Raw genomic sequence first — 15,605 nt, 5'->3', positions numbered from 1 at the left:
CTCAATCACCTACATCATACATAGCAGCTTGTGCATTTCGTTCATCTGTTCCTGCATCTTGGGAAGGCATTTCCTCTTTCAAGTCATCCAACCATTCTTTTAATTCCTGATCACTTAGATTGTAATTACGGATAAGAAACTGTTTCTTTGGCATCACGCCAGCAACCACAGCTTTTAAATCATCTTCTTGTTGTTTATCTTGATTGACAAAAATACCATCTTCAAAACTGATATCGACTTTATAATCATCGTAATTTAATTCAAACAATGGTTTTCCAGTTGAATTAAGTTCTGCATAACCTGCCAATTCAAAAATCGAATGTACTAATTCATTAATGGCTTTTTCAACCATTGTCAAATAACTAGAGCGTGTTTGATACGTCATTGAGTTATTAGAGACAATTTCAGTTGCTGTTTTTAAACCATCATCAGCGTAGCTCATTGAACCAACTGATAGCCCTACTTGTACCTCAAACTCTTTAATCCAATGATCAATGGCATCTTTATACTGAACTGTTCGTATTGCCGTAGTAATATCTTTTATTCCAGCACTTTCTGCCCCATACATCCCTACAAATACATTTTGATCACTATCAAACATTGGCGGATGGGCTTCATCCGTTTTAAGAAACTCAGCAGGAACTACAACACGCCTTTGTCCCATTTGAATTTCCCAAGCAAATTGATCATGAGTATTGTTAATGGTATCTAAGATTTCTTTTGCATTATCAACGATTCCAACACCTAACGGACTTTCTAGAGATTTGTTGTTTGCACCAGGTGTTCTGAAATAAACAAAAAGAGGACGTCTCAATCCTTCTAAGATGACTTCCTCTGCTAAATCAGGGTATAAAGTTTCTAATGGTACTTGTTTACCGACAGAACTTTCCAATTCTGACTTATAAAGCTCATTAGAAATAATGTACTTACCATCTACCCACTCATGGAATTCTAATAACGTGTAGTAATAATTTGTATCATTTTCTGTTTGAACTGACCTAGTAGCAATTGCACATTCGCTGATTTCATTTGTGTTAGAACGCAAAGGATAAAACTGATCTGCTCTAATCCAAGAGATTTTGATTTTATTCCCATCGATATAAGGACGCATAGCAAATCCACCAGAAGCAATTCCCTTTTCAAGATTCAGTTCAAGAAGATTATAAAAATTATTGTTATACAGTGTTTTCGCCAAGAACGTATTTGCTTCTTTTAAACTATCTGATTCTTCATCATCAGGATTCCTTAAAGCAATCTTGCATTTCTCATTAAAAATAATACTCGCTAATCTTCTTGCTGCAGTCTTGGTTACATTCAGCGGATTAAATGGGCGTTTATTTTTTTTACCAAAAGAGGTTATATATTTAATTTCTGGGAAATTATTCGCATAATAACGAAAATTTTCAGCGATTCTCTCATACTCATATGGATCAATATCAATTTTAGGATGGTCTGTGATTTTACCAAGTTCTCTGCCATTCAAATTCATATCTATTCGTTTCACTCCTTTCTTAAAAAAGTTTTTGATGCGCTGGATCATACTCATTTTCTCACCTACCATTTCAGTCCTAAATCACTTAGATTATCTTTTACAAAATATTGGAACTGGTCACATGTATGGTCACCAACTTTGATAACTTTTGGATCATCTGACTGTAAAGTATCTTCATCCCATCGATAATCACGATGCTCTTTAATAAATATTTTGTTTGCTTCTGTATCCAAATAAAAAAACCTGCCTTGTGCAAGGAGGTTCTGTACATAATCGATCATATCCACTTTTTTAGCTTTTGCTACTGCATGAAACCTCTCATTGTAATCTTTATAGTATTGATTTTTTAGAGCGCCTTCCGCCGAATCAATAGTGATTTTGTAGGCATACTTATTGTATTTTGTTTGGCATCGCTCAATAAAATCATGCAAATCTTTAGAAAGCTCATCAGGTGCCTTCTTATTTACTTTTCCTTCAGGAGAATAATAATAAGTATCTAATAAAATGACATTTTTCTTTTTGGTAATAGCGTAGCAACCACAGGTAGTCGCTGATATTTGGTGTCCACTATCGATTGAAAAACAAATCTGAACGATGTAATCATCATCTGGTAGCTCATCAAGCGGATGGAAATGATCCATGTTATAGATGAGCGTACCCAGACCAATCACTTCGCCTAAGTAAAGCCATCGATAGTAATCTTCATCATTTTCTCTATACGTTTCTATCAGCTTTAATTGTTGCGGATCCGTAAAACCTAACTCATCATCTTTATAAGTCGAGTGGTCCACTAAATGATCATCTAGGCGTATGCATTTCTCTACCCATTCATTAACCCAATCATATGGATTCTTGGGTGGATTCCATGAATAGTAAACTTGTACTTGATCTACCCATGGTGACCGTTGACGGATAAAGGTTGCATTCGTCTGGTCAAATACTTCTTCGCTTTCAAAATTTGCGGCTTCTTCATACCACAAAGCAATGACATCACCAATTGCATTTGATTTTAGTTTTAACGGATCATCAACACCATAAAAATAGAACTTAGAGCCAGTACGTTTATGAATGATTCGCAAAGGAGAAGTACGAAACTTATATTCTTTTGAAATGCCTAACATTGAAAGTGCCCACTTGATTTGTTCATAAACAGCATCTCTTAAATACTTATGCTGACTCATCATGCAGACAACATTTACTTTGTGCTTAGCTTGTGTGTGCTTCTTCATTTCCGTTGCTAATTTCAGACTGATAACAGATGATTTAAAAGAGCCACGTCCGCCTTTCATTAAAATATAAGGACACTTTGCATGCCAAACTTTATAGAAATGTGGGTTAATCAAGTCCTTAGTCTTAATTTGAGTTTGTTTCTTGGCCATTAATGCCATTTGAACCAGCCTCGCTTTCAACTAACGGAATGTCATCAATAATTACAGTTTGTTCTTCTGACGAATCATAACCATCATCTAACTGATTCAATTGTGCTTTTGCTAAATTGACTTGTACCTCCATTAATTCTAGTTTCTTTCTACGTTCATCATGTTCATCAGCTATTGAGACAAATTGTCTAATCAAGCTAGCTAATGTTCCCATTGCTCGAGACTGTGCATTCATAAAGTTCGCTTGTTTGTCCCAAGCATACTGCAAGCCATATCTTTCGCTACTACTGTTTTTTCCTGAAGACCATCCGACTTCTTCTTTTGATAAATCATCTGAACCAGAAACATACATGATTTTCTGTGCTCTGATAATAGCCGTGTACTGGATCATGATATTATTCCATAAGATATCCTCAGGTTTAGAGGTTGCAACCTCATTCATAATTTCTAACGTTTCTGAAGGTAACCAATTGGCGAAAAGCCCATGTTTTACAGCGTTTTTATTTCTGTCAGGCGCTCCCCTGTTATTAGGTATGGTTGCGTCCTTGGTTGCAACCTTTTCTTGAGACCAGTAACGGGATTTCCATGACTTTACTGTGCTGATGGATACACCATACTTTTCCGCTATTTCTCTATACTTCAACCCTTTTTCATAATCATCTTTAGCTAGTTCGTATTTCTTCACATGTGACACCACCTCGCTTGTTTGCAACATTTGTTTTGTAATCTACACATACTTTGAAAGATTTTCCTGTATGTGTTTATCTGAATAGAAACCATGACCACAATAAACAAGTTTGCATTTATCAATCTCTTTTGGCGTAGCTTCTCTTGTCATTTCAATGATGGAGTATTTCTTTTTAATCTGGACTGATTGTACAACCCTCACTGGATCATCATTATTTGGATGCGGGTATTTATTTGTTAGTGATAGATACCAGTAGTTTCTCATGATATAGCCTCCTTCATTTAAAATAAAAAAACCACTCAATTAAGGAAGTGGTTTTAATAGTATTTATCCATTTTTTTCAATTAAAAATCGCTGATAAGCTTCAGGATCTTGAATAATTTTAAAATATTCAATATCTCTTTTGGTTGCTAATTTACTTAGTTCTATTTGGTCCTGATTACCTTCAATTGTTTTTTTCAATTTTTCTGTTAAAGGTTGACCTAGACCTCTTTTAAAGTTAAAGCCTATCAATTGTAAAACATTTAATGTCTCAATAGTAACAATCTTTTCTAAAGGATTAAGACTTTCTAATAATTTGGTGGATTCTTCACCTGAAAGTTCACTGGCAAAATCTTTGAATGCTGGAATAATGTTATTAGTAATATAACTAATATCATCAGTAGTAAGTTTTTGAGCAACAAACTCATCTTCGTAAATCTTTATAGCCCTCAAAAGCTGATTTTTATCAGTTATCAAATCATTAATAATTTCTTCTAACTGAGCTATAGTAGCTTTATCATCTTTTTTTTCTCTTGTAGCTCTAATTTTATCGGATATAGTTGAAGCTGTATTTCTAATTGCTATTTCTGCAACATTTGCCGCTAATCCTATTAATTGAGCATTCGCTTGCTCATTCATTTTATGCACCTTCTTTTCTTTTAGTTCTTTAAATGTATCATAATAAGATTGTACTTTAAAAGAAGTAATCAATAATTTACTCATTATAAAACCTTCATTCTTCTAAAATAAAAAAGACCACTCAACGAGTGATCGAATATATAACAAAATAATATTTCTCTTTTGTTTTCAATAAATTCAAATATAACGTCTAATTTTTTAATAACAAATAGACATTATTGAAGTATTCATGATATCTTAAATTCTCTTCATCCTCTAGATCATTTTCTGAAATATTTGTGATAAAAGCCACCTTTTTAGATTTATTTGTCCCAATTATTTGTATCTCCCCTTTATATATTCCAATTTTTGAGAATAAAAAAATTGGGTTTACAATAATTTGATCCATTTTTATCATTACACTAATTATTACACAAACTAAAGATAATATTAATAATAAATCAAATAAAGATTCTGTAGATTCAAAAATAAAGGGCAGCATTAATGAGAGTATAAAAAAACTGTACTGTTCCAACGAAAGCGATTCCTTATGTCTAAGTTTAAGTAATTTTTTTTGTTGATTAGTTTTAATTTTTTTTATTTGTATTTTCATAAATATAGATAAAGTTACTTTATAAAGAATAACTGTAATAATTATTATTATTATGAAACAAGCACCCTGTACTAGATTGCTTGTTTTATTACTTTTAATAAAAAAATTATAGAGGATGATCATAAAGACAGGTGAATAACTTACTAACCAAAACATTAGCTCAACTACCTTAATTAATTTTATGTTCATCGATCACTCTTCACATCCTTAATTAACTATATGCTAAATCAATCTTTCGAGTTAAATACTTTTCAACAATCTTATCTTGAAATAAATGAAGCAGTGGTTTTATATCCGATTCTTCATCTATTTTTAACTTATTATCATTCTCAAAGTCTATAAAATCAAGTAAGTCGACTAATATGCCTTTTTCTTTAATGATATCTTTCTTTTTCTCAGGGCTAGTCTTAATTTTATTATATAGCTCTTTAAGTTCGTTACAACGATCATAATAGTATTGTTCAATTTCATCGAAAGTAACTCTACCCATATTTGCTAGGCTTCTTGAGTATAAATGATTAGAAGCTTTGACTCTAAACAGTTCTTTCGATTCTTCGTCTGGGAACATTGGGAGTTTGATTAAGTTTTCAATATTTTCATTACGCATTTTAGTTATGTGATCACTGTATTTAAAAGCAAATTCAAAATTTCTTGGCTGAATTATATATATTGTTTCATCGTAAATTATGAACGATATTGCACCACCCAAATCAATCATAATATGTTCATTTTCAATAAATTGTTCATGTTCAAAAATCGCTGTCTTCTTTTTCTTTCCACTTTTTCTAATACCTTTATAGTATCCAAAATAGACACATTCTTCTTCAGAATAAAACTTTACTAAATGAAAACTACTACGCAACAGATTATCTGTATCTTTAGATTTATGTATCATGGCTTCAAACATCTTATTTTTAACCTGCTTAAGAGAATCATATTTACTAAGACTCAAGTCTAATTTAGCAATTGAATCCATAAGGGTCAATTCATGGTTATAAGAATTTATACTAAATTGTTTATTATCATTATCCCAATAATTTTCTAAATTTGGTTTAATATCTTTTTTTATCCAGTCAACTAATTTATTTGACACATCAACTTCTATTGCCTTATATTTTTCATCTTGTTTTACATGCTTCATATAAAAGAACTCTGTGGATATTTTATCTAATTCAACTTGATTGAATAAGTCCATGATGATTTTTGTTTTCTTTTCCATATTGACACACCCTTTTAATTAATATCTGCTACATTAATTAAATCAAAAAGAAGTCAAGAAAACAATCGCTTTCTAAAACTTCTTTTCTAGCAGATATAATCATAAGGATTATGACAATAATATACCACGAACTTATGTTCCCGTCAATGATAAGTAATAGACAGCAGCATACGAAGAATTTAGACGGAGTTGCTGTCTATCGAAGCTTAATTAAACGATGAGGGAGATTTCCTCCCTTACATTTTATTTTGTCGAAGTCCTGTTTCCTAATCTTTCGACACTATCATAATACATCATTGAACAGGTAATTGATTGGTATAAAAAAGAAACCAAATGGGTAATAAAAGGGTATAAAAAGTGTAAAAACTGGCTACTTAAAAGCAACCAGTTCTAATGCTGAAGCAAATTGGATGATAATCTTGTTTGATTCTAGTTTGACAGATTCTTCACTAGTATTATTTCTTTGAGCAGTTACATAAATTGACAGCCCATTGATGTAACGATCATAAAATATTTTTTTACGTCTTTCAGTCACATCAGGCTTGTGCGGATGCTGAATAGCAGAGTATCCTCGAACAAACAATTTATGCAAATACTCAAATTCTTCTTGTGCTTCTTCTCTATCTATCAACATTCGTTCAGCTTCAAAAACATTATTAGCTGTAGATGGCGGAACCAAGGAATAAGATGCCGTCACTTTTGGCTCACGAGGTTGTCCTACTCTACATCTTGCTGATAGATATGCTGAAAGGAAAACACCAACATTATGTTTTGTGCGGTCCATATCAACATCTTTTGCGCTTGGTGTCTCATATTTCTTTACATCGAAAAGTACCATCCTCTGATTCCCCCAATTATGATATAATACTTGTGTCAGAAATATTATTCATAGTCGGAGGAATCCGGCTTTTTTATTTGTCCTCTTTTCCGTTAAACAAAATTATTAACATAAAAATGGATAATACTAATAAAATGAATAGATAAACCATTTACTCCACACCTCTTATTCCTAAAACCACATAATCATCTGTCAATTAGATAACGTTTCTAGAATCACTGGTAATTTGACGCTCTTCGATTTTCATCTCTAGCATTATTCTTCCTCCAAATACTTATATTCGTGTCCTTTTTTATCAACGTGATTCCGCCACGCATACGTCCGAATAGTTCCGCGCGTATATCCAATTTCTGCAGATAACTCTCTTGCCGTTCCTTGCATCAAAATGTTACCTTCGTGTAAAACAACGATGATTTTTCCTTTGCGCTGTTTTCTTTTATCTGGCTTTTTTCGTATTCGTCCGTTAGCAATCTTTCCTAGTCGCTGAACTTCAGCAATCACTTCTTCATCTTCTTGCCAGCTTTCAAAATGCGTCAGTTCGATGATTCGTTTCATTGCTGCTCTCTTATCCATTCTGAGATTCTCCTTTCAATAATTTGAGTATTTGATCAAGTGCGCTCTCGCGTCCGCCATGGAACGTGTTGAGCCACTTATCTTCATACGATGTACTTTGTCTTAAAGCTTCTTGATGCATTAGTTCAATCTGTGCTATAAGTTGTCTAATATTCAAGTGCCCCACCTCCCGATAGATTCGGTATCTCCTTTTTCCGTTTCAAATATTCTTCAAAACGTCTGTCAATTTCGGCTTTTTCATTAGAATCTAGTGCTTTTTCTTCTTGCTGTTTATCTACCCAATCAGGTAATTTTTCACGTCGCACATTATTTTGATACTTTGAATTTAAAGGTTTTGCTTGCTGATTTTTACGTTTTTCCTCTTCACCTTCAATAGCAGCCTTACTAAACAGACGTTTGTTGAAACGATTCTTGAGGATACCTTCTAAATATTTCCATCTGCGATTATTATTTTCGATTGCTGTATTTACACCATGGATCATCCAAGCATCTGCTTGTTCAATGGTCAGTCCTGCTTCTTCTAGGTCTTTTAACCAAAAATTGATATTGTCTCCCATAGTATTTCCATACGGACTACCGAATCCATTTTTTTCGAGATAAGAATATATTTGGAGCGAATACTGTTCTGATTCAGTAGTATTTTCTTTACTTTTATTTCCTTTACTTTCCTTTACTTTACTTTGTGGATTAATGTTTACATTATCTCCATTAGAAGAAGAGTTATTGTTTACATTAATTACGTATTGGGTTGGTTTTGGTGATTTTCGTCTTTTTGTTGCTTCGAAGTACACGGCTTGGATGTTTTCAGATGTCAGCACCTTAGCCGAATTGAACAGGTCTTCGTTAAAGAATTCCCATGCAACCAAGCGGGCTACAATCTGATCTAATAATTCCTTGCTTACTCCAGGCAGGCGTTTTAAAAGGGTCGCTTTGGTTAAATCATTCCACACAATGAAGTATCCTTTTTTATATACCGCACATAGCAGTTTGATAACCGCAAGCTCACCTTTTATGCCAAATTCCCCAGCAATAGCCTCTATTTTTTCATCTTCGAAAATATCAACATCAAGTGGAAAATAATCAAGACCATCCTTTGTAGGTCTTGCCAAGTCATTACCTCCTAGTACTTATGCAGTTTCTAATTCAAAATATCCTTGTAATACTTCTTGCTCTTTAAATTCATCTAAAACTTTCTTAGAAGTCAGTTTCAGTTTTAAAATATCTTCTTCCTCTAATCGGACCGGAATAATTTTATTCGCTTTAACAAAATAATTTACACCTTGCTGATGCTGTAGTTGGTGATGTTTACGACATAGTGCCATGAGCAGCAATAAACGATGATTGGTTCTCTTTCTATTTTTTCCTGCTCCCACTGATTGAAAGTGAGCAATGTCTGCATGTTCCCCACAAAGACAACATTTTCGATGTTTCAAAGAGGAATAAAACCAGTAATCATCTTCTAGAAGATAAATGTAATCTCCAGGAAGCTCGATATTTGCTTCTAAGACAAAATCAATTAAGAAATGAATCCATTGGTTAGCCTCATGGCGAGTAGCTAACCGATGGGAAAACACTTCTCCTGTACGTCCTTTGTAGTAATATTTCATCAATAGCTCTGTTCTTTCAGGGTAATCGTTGCTATATCTCGCAATATCCCGAATCAATGAATGAGAAAGAGCGTTTTGCTTTGATGTAATCTTTCGATTGTCATGGACCTTTACTTCTACATAAAGTTCTTGTCCATCCGCTAATAAATTTAAGAACTCACGATTGATTGGCTTACTAGACTGTATTCGGAACCAATTATTTTTCACTTCAAATACTTTAGCTAGGAATCTCATTCGTTCATCTCCACCTGATACTTCACGCCTAAATCTTCGATTGTCTTTTTGATAATGGAAATTTGTTTTGCCGTTCCTGTGATATTTAAAGTAAATGAGTAAGTCGGTTCATCTTCGCTTTCTTCTGCATGTAGTTCTTTGTGTACTTCTACAGCCGTTTTATTTGGTAAAGCTTGCTTGATTTCTGCTTCTGCTTTTTCTAGTTCCCTTTGTTCTTGCTCTAAAACTTCCTTAGCTGCTGCATCTATCTTTGGAAAGATATTAGCAGCCGTTAAGCCTTCATCAATCAACATGACCCAAGAATGTGGTTCTAGCTTGTTTGCCTTTGCGTAACTTTCAACTAGTTTTTTATTCTGTTCTCTTGTGTCTTTTCTTTGTTTTATCTCAATACATTCAGCTAGAATCTCTTGTTCAATCTTTTTAGTAAGTTTATTTTTAGCAGTAAAGTTTGAAGAGTTAAGCCATGAAGACTTCAACTCTATTTCTGAAACTTCTAATCCATAATTGGTAGCTTGTTCGGTTAGTTCAGCTAACACAATTGCTTTTCGATCTTCCTTAGTTTTTTCTTCAAATTCTTTGATTTGAGAATCAATTTTATTCGAAACCATTTGTATTTCAGTGCTGTACTCTTTAATTTTTTCTTCAAAAGATTTCAATGGTTCGTTAAAATCCTTTTTCACTTCTTTTCGTTTATCATCAATCAAAGTAAAAATTCTCTTCAATTCTTTACGAGCTTTTTTAGCATCTGCAATATCCGACTCTTTAAAAATTAAATTGTCATATTTTTGGACTGTTGCATTGATGAGTAAAGCTAGTTGATCCTCATTAGTAATATTGATAATGCTTGGTGTGTACTCTACGTCAAACAATAATTCTGTTGAAAGTTCGTTAGACATTTAGAAATCCCCCCATGATAATGGTGCTTTATTTTCTAATTTTCGATCTGGTTCTTCTATTACATTCTTTTTGAATTTTTTTTCTGCTTTGAGTTTTAGACCATTGACATAATTTAAAACAGTTCCATATTCATTTCTGTTTAATTGGTCAAATGGGGTGGTTATCTCTGTTTTTTCATGAATATTCGCTTCTAATATTTCCCTTTCTTGATTGGTTATTTCCGATACACTTTGTATGATTTTTTCTAAAATAGCTACTTGCTTTTCATCTATTCTCTTAGGTGGTTGAAGTGGTTTGCCTTCTTTTTCCGGATCTTGTCCTGTCGGGATTAAGAACAATGTAGTGAGAGCATACTTAAGCGCTCCTGTTTGTGCTTTGTAAACCGCCTTATCACCTGAATCTTGACCGGTTCCGATGCCTTTGAATGCAATACTTTCTCCTGTTTCCCCATCGGAAATATAGTAAATAATTTCTAATGTCGTGAGATTTTCCGTCTTCCCTTTGGCAGTCGTAACTTGTTTAGTTATTTCTTTAACGACATCTGGGATCATAACTAATTTTCTTTCGGCCATTTTCTTACGAACTACTGCTTTAATATCACTTTCAGTAGCGTAAGAATAATTATGAAAATCATTAAAACCGTTCTCTGGTATACGTTCTATTTCTTCTATAATTGATGCAAGCTTACCGATCAATTTTTTCTCAGTCATATCTCCACCGGCTTTCCAACACTATTTTCAATGAACGCTTTTAAATCATCTTCACGAACATACTCGTTTTCAATTGAATAAACTGTTTCCCCTGGATACAGAGGTTTACCTTGCCAGTCGAATGCCTTTGGTTCTTCTTCGTCAGGCAAAGTTTGCAATGGATGATCCAGTGCTTGTCCAAAGTCATTCATGCCGATTACCTCCGTTCATGAAACGCATTAATTCTTCAATAGTCATTTCTACGTGCTGATGTTTTGGTTGTTCAATACCGAAAATATCCCTTAAATAATGACAAACTTCGCATGGACATTCTGCCTTTTCCATAGATTCGGTCCAAGAAGTCAAACTATTGAGTAAAGCAATTCCTGATTCAGAAATAGCTCCGCCAATCGAAGAAATTCCTTTCCCTGTATTCATATCAAATGTGGAAATAGCGTATCCAATATCTTCTTTTTTCAATTCTTCTTTTAATTCAGCAATCAGATTTTCAATTTTTTTATTCATGTGGTAAAATCTCCTTAGTTATGTTTTTTATGTTACCGATTAGCGACGGCCATCGCTGGTCGGTCTTTTTTGTGTTGGCATTTTGAAACTTTCTCTTACAGCAGTAACAACTACTAAAGTCCCCCAATAAATCAGCGCATATGCCGGGTTAATACTTGCCAGTATGATTGCTACTAGACTCATGAGCAAAGCGCTTTTGACAGTCATTTTAAATACTGTTCTCATTACTTCATTCTCCTCTCTAATTAGTATTGCGTTCTTCCCATTCTTTAACTAATTCAAAATCGTATTGCAAAACACCTCTAACTCTTCGGGAAGGTAATGGATCATTATTTGAGTTAGTCCATTTGGAAATAGTAGCTACTGAGACACCGAAATATTCAGCAATATCTTTAGCTTTCTTCCATACTCTTTCTTTTGGCTTCTTTTTTGGAGCTAAAGGAACCACTTTTTCCATTTGTGAAACTTTCATTTTAACTCTCCTTTCATGTATCCTTGATTAATCCAATATGATAATCGCTCTTCACTTAGTTTCCGAATATCGATACCTAATATTTCACACAAAGTACTAATTAGAGTTACCTCAACCATGATTTCATCTAAGTACTCATAAGCGTATGAAATTATTTGTTGACGATCATCAACGGTTAAATACTCAACGTTTTTGAGAAGAATTTTTTCGACATATTGTTTCTTCTGCTTTCGCTCATCGGATTCAATTATTTGAAGCTTATCTAGTGAAGAAGGATCTCTTCTATAAACATCACTATCAATAGATTTGAATAGTCCAAAAAATTCATGAATCACTTGCATAGTAAAATTAGAATCTCTGAAATGATCCGTTAACACTTGAGCATTTTCTATTGTTACAGGCTTAGTCTTGTGTGGCGTTGTCCAGTCACTCAATGATTGTTGAGATACATTAACTTGCTTTGCTATTTCTTTCTTCGTTTTGCCACTCTTATTTATCACTTTAATTAATGATTCTCGAATGATAGCTGATTGTTTTAACAGCTTAAACACCTCAATTTCTTATTCGCCCGTATATCAATACGAGCAATTTTTTTATACTATTAATTTAAAGAATCAAACGAAAGCTGCTTCGTCTAATTCACGTTCAAGCTCTTTTTGAACTTCTTCAACTAAACGATCAAGTTGATCATCTGTGGCACATTTGATGATGTGAACTAGTCTCGGCCTTGCATCAAGTACGATGTTTATTTTTTCTTGTCGTGACATGAAAAGCACTCCTTTCTTAGTTAACTAATAATTTGTAGACAATTGAAACAATAATAGAAAGTAATATTGGCAAAACAATCGTACAAAATTTACCTTCAAGAAAATCCTTATCGTTCTTTTTCATTTGATCACCTCTCCATGTGTCACTTTGTTACTTTGTTGATTAAAAAAAATAGTCCAATCAAAGGATAAAACAGTGGCAATTTTCATAGCTACAAATGGACTAGGACTTCTCTTGCCACTCTCAATCATACTATAATAAGAACGCTGAATTCCTGATCTTTTAGCTACTTTTTCTTGAGTTAAATTTTGTTGCTCTCTTTTTTCAATTAGCCATTTCCTCATCATATACCTCCTATTGAAGTGTCATTTCGTTACAAATACATTATAAGTAACATATAGTTACTTGTCAATGCAAAAAGTAACAAAAAGTTACTTATTTTTAGATTCATTTATACGTAACAGCGTGTTACCATTTATATAGAAAGTGGGTGTCGAAATGTTTCCAGAAAAAATCAAAGAATTGAGGCTTTCAAAGAAAATGACGCAACAAGAAGTTGCTGATAAGTTAGGAATTACTCGCCCTGCTTATACAGCCTATGAAAGTGGAAAGAGAGAGCCTGACTTTTCTATTCTTCAATCTTTAGCTAATATTTTTGATGTTACTACTGATTATTTATTAGGAAGAAATAAAACGCCAAAATGGGCCGATGAAAATGATTTAATTGAATTAGATAAAATGCTCGATTCCAACGTTAACATGGCTTATGGTGGTGAAACATTAACAGATGAAGAGAAACAACGGGTAAAAGATGTTTTGACAGGTCTATTTTGGGAATTTAGAAAAGAAGACAAAAGTAAAGAGAAGTGATTTTCTATGGAGATGGACGTAATTAGTCTAGTTGGCAAACTGAAGCAAAAATATAATTCAGCTAATCCCTTTACTATTTGCGAAAAAATGGATATTCAGATTAGGTATGTTCCTTTTTTGAATAATCCAAAGGGACAATTTCAAGAACTGTTAGGGCGTTCAGTTATTCTTCTAAATCACGAACTAAAGTATTCTGAAGAACGGTTCTATATTTGCGCTCACGAACTAGGTCACGCAATTTTTCATCAAGGTTTATCTAGTTATTATGTCTCTACTCGAACCTCCAGAAGCAAATCAGAAAGCGAAGCGAATTGCTTTGCCGCCAATCTTATTGTTTCTCTTTATAAAGAAGATAATGATCAATACCCTAGAAAAATTGAAGATTTAACAAATTTGTATGGACTTCCTAAAAATTCGTATAGATTTTTAATTTAATTGGCGACTATCACTACCTGCCTTTAAGTGGGAGTAAATTTTTATAAATAGGATGATTTAGTTAATGGGAGTATTTGATTTTTTACAAGGTAATAAATATAAAAAGCAAGTTGAAGAACTAAAAAACGAACTTAATATGCTCAAGGAAACCAGACTTTCAGTAGAACAAATGACTTTAATAGAACTTAAGGAAGATATTCAAAAAAAGCAAAAAGAAATAGAACTTTTGGAAAACAAAATTTCCGATCTAATAGAAAATAAAGAAAAATATAATAGTCAAGTTATAGATAAAAAAAATGAGCTTAAGGAACTTAAGCAAAAACTTATTTCAACTGAAGATAGTATTGAAATGGAATCATTTGGTTTATACGAACCAAAATACAACTTTGCAAGCTCTTTAGCATACAAAGAGCAATTACAAGTAATCAGAGGATTACAAAAAGAAGAAATAAAGAAAAAAACAGCTACATATTTTTCGGAGAATTGGACTGTAGATGGTAGTCTAGCAAAAGGACGAAAAATGACAAATGATAATATCAAACAAATACTTAGGTCTTTCAACAACGAATGTGAAGCAGCTATCAATAAAGTTAAATATAGCAACCTAGCCTCTATTGAGAAAAGAATACAAACTTCTTACACTCAACTAAATAAAATGAATGAATCAGTTAAAGTAGCTATTACTCCAAATTATTTAGATCTTAAAATTCAAGAATTATACCTTGCCTTTGAATATGAACAAAAGAAACAAGAGGAAAAAGAATTGTTGCGTGAACAACGAGAAAAAGAACGAGAAGAAAAAGCTCTTCAAAAAGAATTGCAATCTAAGAAAAAAGTAATTGATAAAGATATTAATCATTATAAGAAAATGATTGACGAGCTAAATGAAAAATTAAAATCAGTTTCTGAGGAAGCAAGAGTTGCTTTAGAGCAAGAAATCCTAGATTTGCAAACTAATGTACAAGAGAAAGAAGAAGAAAAACAAGAACTGGATTATAGAAGCGCACATGCTTCCGCTGGATATGTGTACATTATTAGCAACATAGGAGCTTTCGGTCAAGATGTCGTTAAGATTGGAGTTACTAGAAGACTTGATCCATTGGAGCGAATAGCAGAATTAAGCAGCGCCTCAGTACCATTTAAATTCGATGTTCATGCCCTAATATTTAGCTATGAGGCTTATCAACTGGAATCTGATCTTCACAATTACTTTGACAAATATAGGATAAATAAGATTAATCACAGAAAAGAATTTTTCAGAGTTCCTATAGATGAAATCGAAAGTAAATTAGAAGAATATAAGAATTTAACTATTGATTTCAACAGAAATCCTGATGCTGAGGAATACTATCAATCGATTTCCATTAATAATAAGGATTTATAAGAAAAATTACTTGTGGGCGACTATCACTACCTGCCTTGAAGTG

23 protein-coding genes are annotated in these 15,605 nt (G+C 33.1%); 3 read left to right on the top strand and 20 right to left on the bottom strand.

The annotated features are described in order from the left end of the window. Nucleotide 1 precedes the first annotated feature (1 nt). The 20 genes from A5816_RS03220 to A5816_RS03130 all read right to left on the bottom strand — a co-directional run bounded on the left by A5816_RS03220 (nucleotide 2) and on the right by A5816_RS03130 (nucleotide 13,217). Nucleotides 2–1,561: a phage portal protein gene (locus tag A5816_RS03220; RefSeq protein WP_086310695.1), complete on the bottom strand. Its 1,560-nt coding sequence runs from the start codon at nucleotides 1,559–1,561 to the stop codon at nucleotides 2–4. Further along, complete coding sequence (locus A5816_RS03215) at nucleotides 1,555–2,880, bottom strand: PBSX family phage terminase large subunit (RefSeq protein ID WP_086310694.1); 1,326 nt, start codon at nucleotides 2,878–2,880, stop codon at nucleotides 1,555–1,557. Before A5816_RS03215 ends, A5816_RS03220 begins: the two co-directional genes overlap by 7 nt. Further along, nucleotides 2,846–3,556, bottom strand: coding sequence for a phage terminase small subunit (gene terS, locus A5816_RS03210; protein ID WP_086310693.1), 711 nt, complete (start codon nucleotides 3,554–3,556; stop codon nucleotides 2,846–2,848). Before terS ends, A5816_RS03215 begins: the two co-directional genes overlap by 35 nt. A 42-nt stretch (nucleotides 3,557–3,598) precedes the next feature. Continuing rightward, nucleotides 3,599–3,823 (bottom strand): hypothetical protein, encoded by a 225-nt coding sequence (locus tag A5816_RS03205; RefSeq protein ID WP_086310692.1) that lies wholly within the window; start codon nucleotides 3,821–3,823, stop codon nucleotides 3,599–3,601. Between the two features lie 63 nt (nucleotides 3,824–3,886). After that, on the bottom strand, nucleotides 3,887–4,543 hold the full coding sequence (locus A5816_RS03200) for a hypothetical protein (RefSeq protein WP_086310691.1): 657 nt from the start codon (nucleotides 4,541–4,543) through the stop codon (nucleotides 3,887–3,889). Nucleotides 4,544–4,649: 106 nt separating this feature from the next. Beyond that, nucleotides 4,650–5,240 (bottom strand): hypothetical protein, encoded by a 591-nt coding sequence (locus A5816_RS03195; RefSeq protein WP_086310690.1) that lies wholly within the window; start codon nucleotides 5,238–5,240, stop codon nucleotides 4,650–4,652. A gap of 22 nt (nucleotides 5,241–5,262) precedes the next feature. Further along, nucleotides 5,263–6,270 carry a Kiwa anti-phage protein KwaB-like domain-containing protein gene (locus A5816_RS03190; protein ID WP_086310689.1) on the bottom strand — a complete coding sequence of 336 codons (1,008 nt, stop codon included), beginning with the start codon at nucleotides 6,268–6,270 and terminating at the stop codon, nucleotides 5,263–5,265. A gap of 370 nt (nucleotides 6,271–6,640) precedes the next feature. Then, nucleotides 6,641–7,108 (bottom strand): ArpU family transcriptional regulator, encoded by a 468-nt coding sequence (locus tag A5816_RS03185; protein ID WP_086310688.1) that lies wholly within the window; start codon nucleotides 7,106–7,108, stop codon nucleotides 6,641–6,643. A 255-nt stretch (nucleotides 7,109–7,363) separates the two neighbouring features. Continuing rightward, nucleotides 7,364–7,681 (bottom strand): hypothetical protein, encoded by a 318-nt coding sequence (locus tag A5816_RS03180; protein ID WP_045172277.1) that lies wholly within the window; start codon nucleotides 7,679–7,681, stop codon nucleotides 7,364–7,366. A 146-nt stretch (nucleotides 7,682–7,827) separates the two neighbouring features. Beyond that, a complete protein-coding gene (locus A5816_RS03175; RefSeq protein WP_086310687.1) occupies nucleotides 7,828–8,790 on the bottom strand; it encodes a Lin1244/Lin1753 domain-containing protein in 963 nt (320 codons plus the stop codon). Between the two features lie 18 nt (nucleotides 8,791–8,808). Next, nucleotides 8,809–9,522 (bottom strand): putative HNHc nuclease, encoded by a 714-nt coding sequence (locus A5816_RS03170; RefSeq protein ID WP_086310686.1) that lies wholly within the window; start codon nucleotides 9,520–9,522, stop codon nucleotides 8,809–8,811. Beyond that, nucleotides 9,519–10,418, bottom strand: a complete 900-nt coding sequence (locus tag A5816_RS16485) for a DUF1351 domain-containing protein (protein ID WP_256925988.1) — start codon at nucleotides 10,416–10,418, stop codon at nucleotides 9,519–9,521. The genes A5816_RS03170 and A5816_RS16485 overlap by 4 nt, the downstream gene beginning before the upstream one ends. Continuing rightward, complete coding sequence (locus A5816_RS03160) at nucleotides 10,419–11,129, bottom strand: ERF family protein (protein ID WP_086310685.1); 711 nt, start codon at nucleotides 11,127–11,129, stop codon at nucleotides 10,419–10,421. Further along, complete coding sequence (locus tag A5816_RS03155; protein ID WP_086310684.1) at nucleotides 11,126–11,320, bottom strand: hypothetical protein; 195 nt, start codon at nucleotides 11,318–11,320, stop codon at nucleotides 11,126–11,128. Before A5816_RS03155 ends, A5816_RS03160 begins: the two co-directional genes overlap by 4 nt. Next, the gene (locus A5816_RS03150; protein WP_086310683.1) at nucleotides 11,313–11,633 is read right to left on the bottom strand and encodes a hypothetical protein; all 321 of its coding nucleotides are present in this window, start codon (nucleotides 11,631–11,633) and stop codon (nucleotides 11,313–11,315) included. The genes A5816_RS03155 and A5816_RS03150 overlap by 8 nt, the downstream gene beginning before the upstream one ends. 39 nt (nucleotides 11,634–11,672) lie before the next feature. Then, nucleotides 11,673–11,858, bottom strand: coding sequence for a hypothetical protein (locus A5816_RS03145; RefSeq protein WP_086310682.1), 186 nt, complete (start codon nucleotides 11,856–11,858; stop codon nucleotides 11,673–11,675). Nucleotides 11,859–11,874: 16 nt separating this feature from the next. Then, nucleotides 11,875–12,105, bottom strand: a complete 231-nt coding sequence (locus A5816_RS03140) for a helix-turn-helix domain-containing protein (protein WP_002290430.1) — start codon at nucleotides 12,103–12,105, stop codon at nucleotides 11,875–11,877. Further along, on the bottom strand, nucleotides 12,102–12,656 hold the full coding sequence (locus A5816_RS03135) for a hypothetical protein (RefSeq protein ID WP_086310681.1): 555 nt from the start codon (nucleotides 12,654–12,656) through the stop codon (nucleotides 12,102–12,104). Before A5816_RS03135 ends, A5816_RS03140 begins: the two co-directional genes overlap by 4 nt. 63 nt (nucleotides 12,657–12,719) lie before the next feature. Then, nucleotides 12,720–12,872 carry a hypothetical protein gene (locus A5816_RS16200; RefSeq protein ID WP_179189687.1) on the bottom strand — a complete coding sequence of 51 codons (153 nt, stop codon included), beginning with the start codon at nucleotides 12,870–12,872 and terminating at the stop codon, nucleotides 12,720–12,722. Nucleotides 12,873–12,992: 120 nt separating this feature from the next. Continuing rightward, entirely contained in the window at nucleotides 12,993–13,217 is a 225-nt protein-coding gene (locus A5816_RS03130) for a helix-turn-helix domain-containing protein (protein ID WP_002320146.1), read from the bottom strand. Nucleotides 13,218–13,371: 154 nt separating this feature from the next. Between A5816_RS03130 and A5816_RS03125 the strand changes: the two genes are divergently transcribed. From A5816_RS03125 to A5816_RS03115, 3 genes are all read left to right on the top strand, one after another. Then, nucleotides 13,372–13,743, top strand: a complete 372-nt coding sequence (locus tag A5816_RS03125) for a helix-turn-helix domain-containing protein (protein ID WP_002320147.1) — start codon at nucleotides 13,372–13,374, stop codon at nucleotides 13,741–13,743. A gap of 6 nt (nucleotides 13,744–13,749) precedes the next feature. Further along, entirely contained in the window at nucleotides 13,750–14,178 is a 429-nt protein-coding gene (locus A5816_RS03120) for an ImmA/IrrE family metallo-endopeptidase (RefSeq protein ID WP_086310680.1), read from the top strand. A gap of 64 nt (nucleotides 14,179–14,242) precedes the next feature. Continuing rightward, complete coding sequence (locus tag A5816_RS03115; protein WP_086310679.1) at nucleotides 14,243–15,562, top strand: DUF4041 domain-containing protein; 1,320 nt, start codon at nucleotides 14,243–14,245, stop codon at nucleotides 15,560–15,562. The last annotated feature ends 43 nt before the right edge of the window (nucleotides 15,563–15,605 follow it).

Source organism: Enterococcus sp. 3G1_DIV0629 (assembly GCF_002141285.1).
In the GTDB taxonomy this organism is placed as follows: domain Bacteria; phylum Bacillota; class Bacilli; order Lactobacillales; family Enterococcaceae; genus Enterococcus_B; species Enterococcus_B lactis.
Note: the sequence above shows the minus strand (reverse complement) of the source record. Positions and strands in the feature narration are given on the sequence as shown.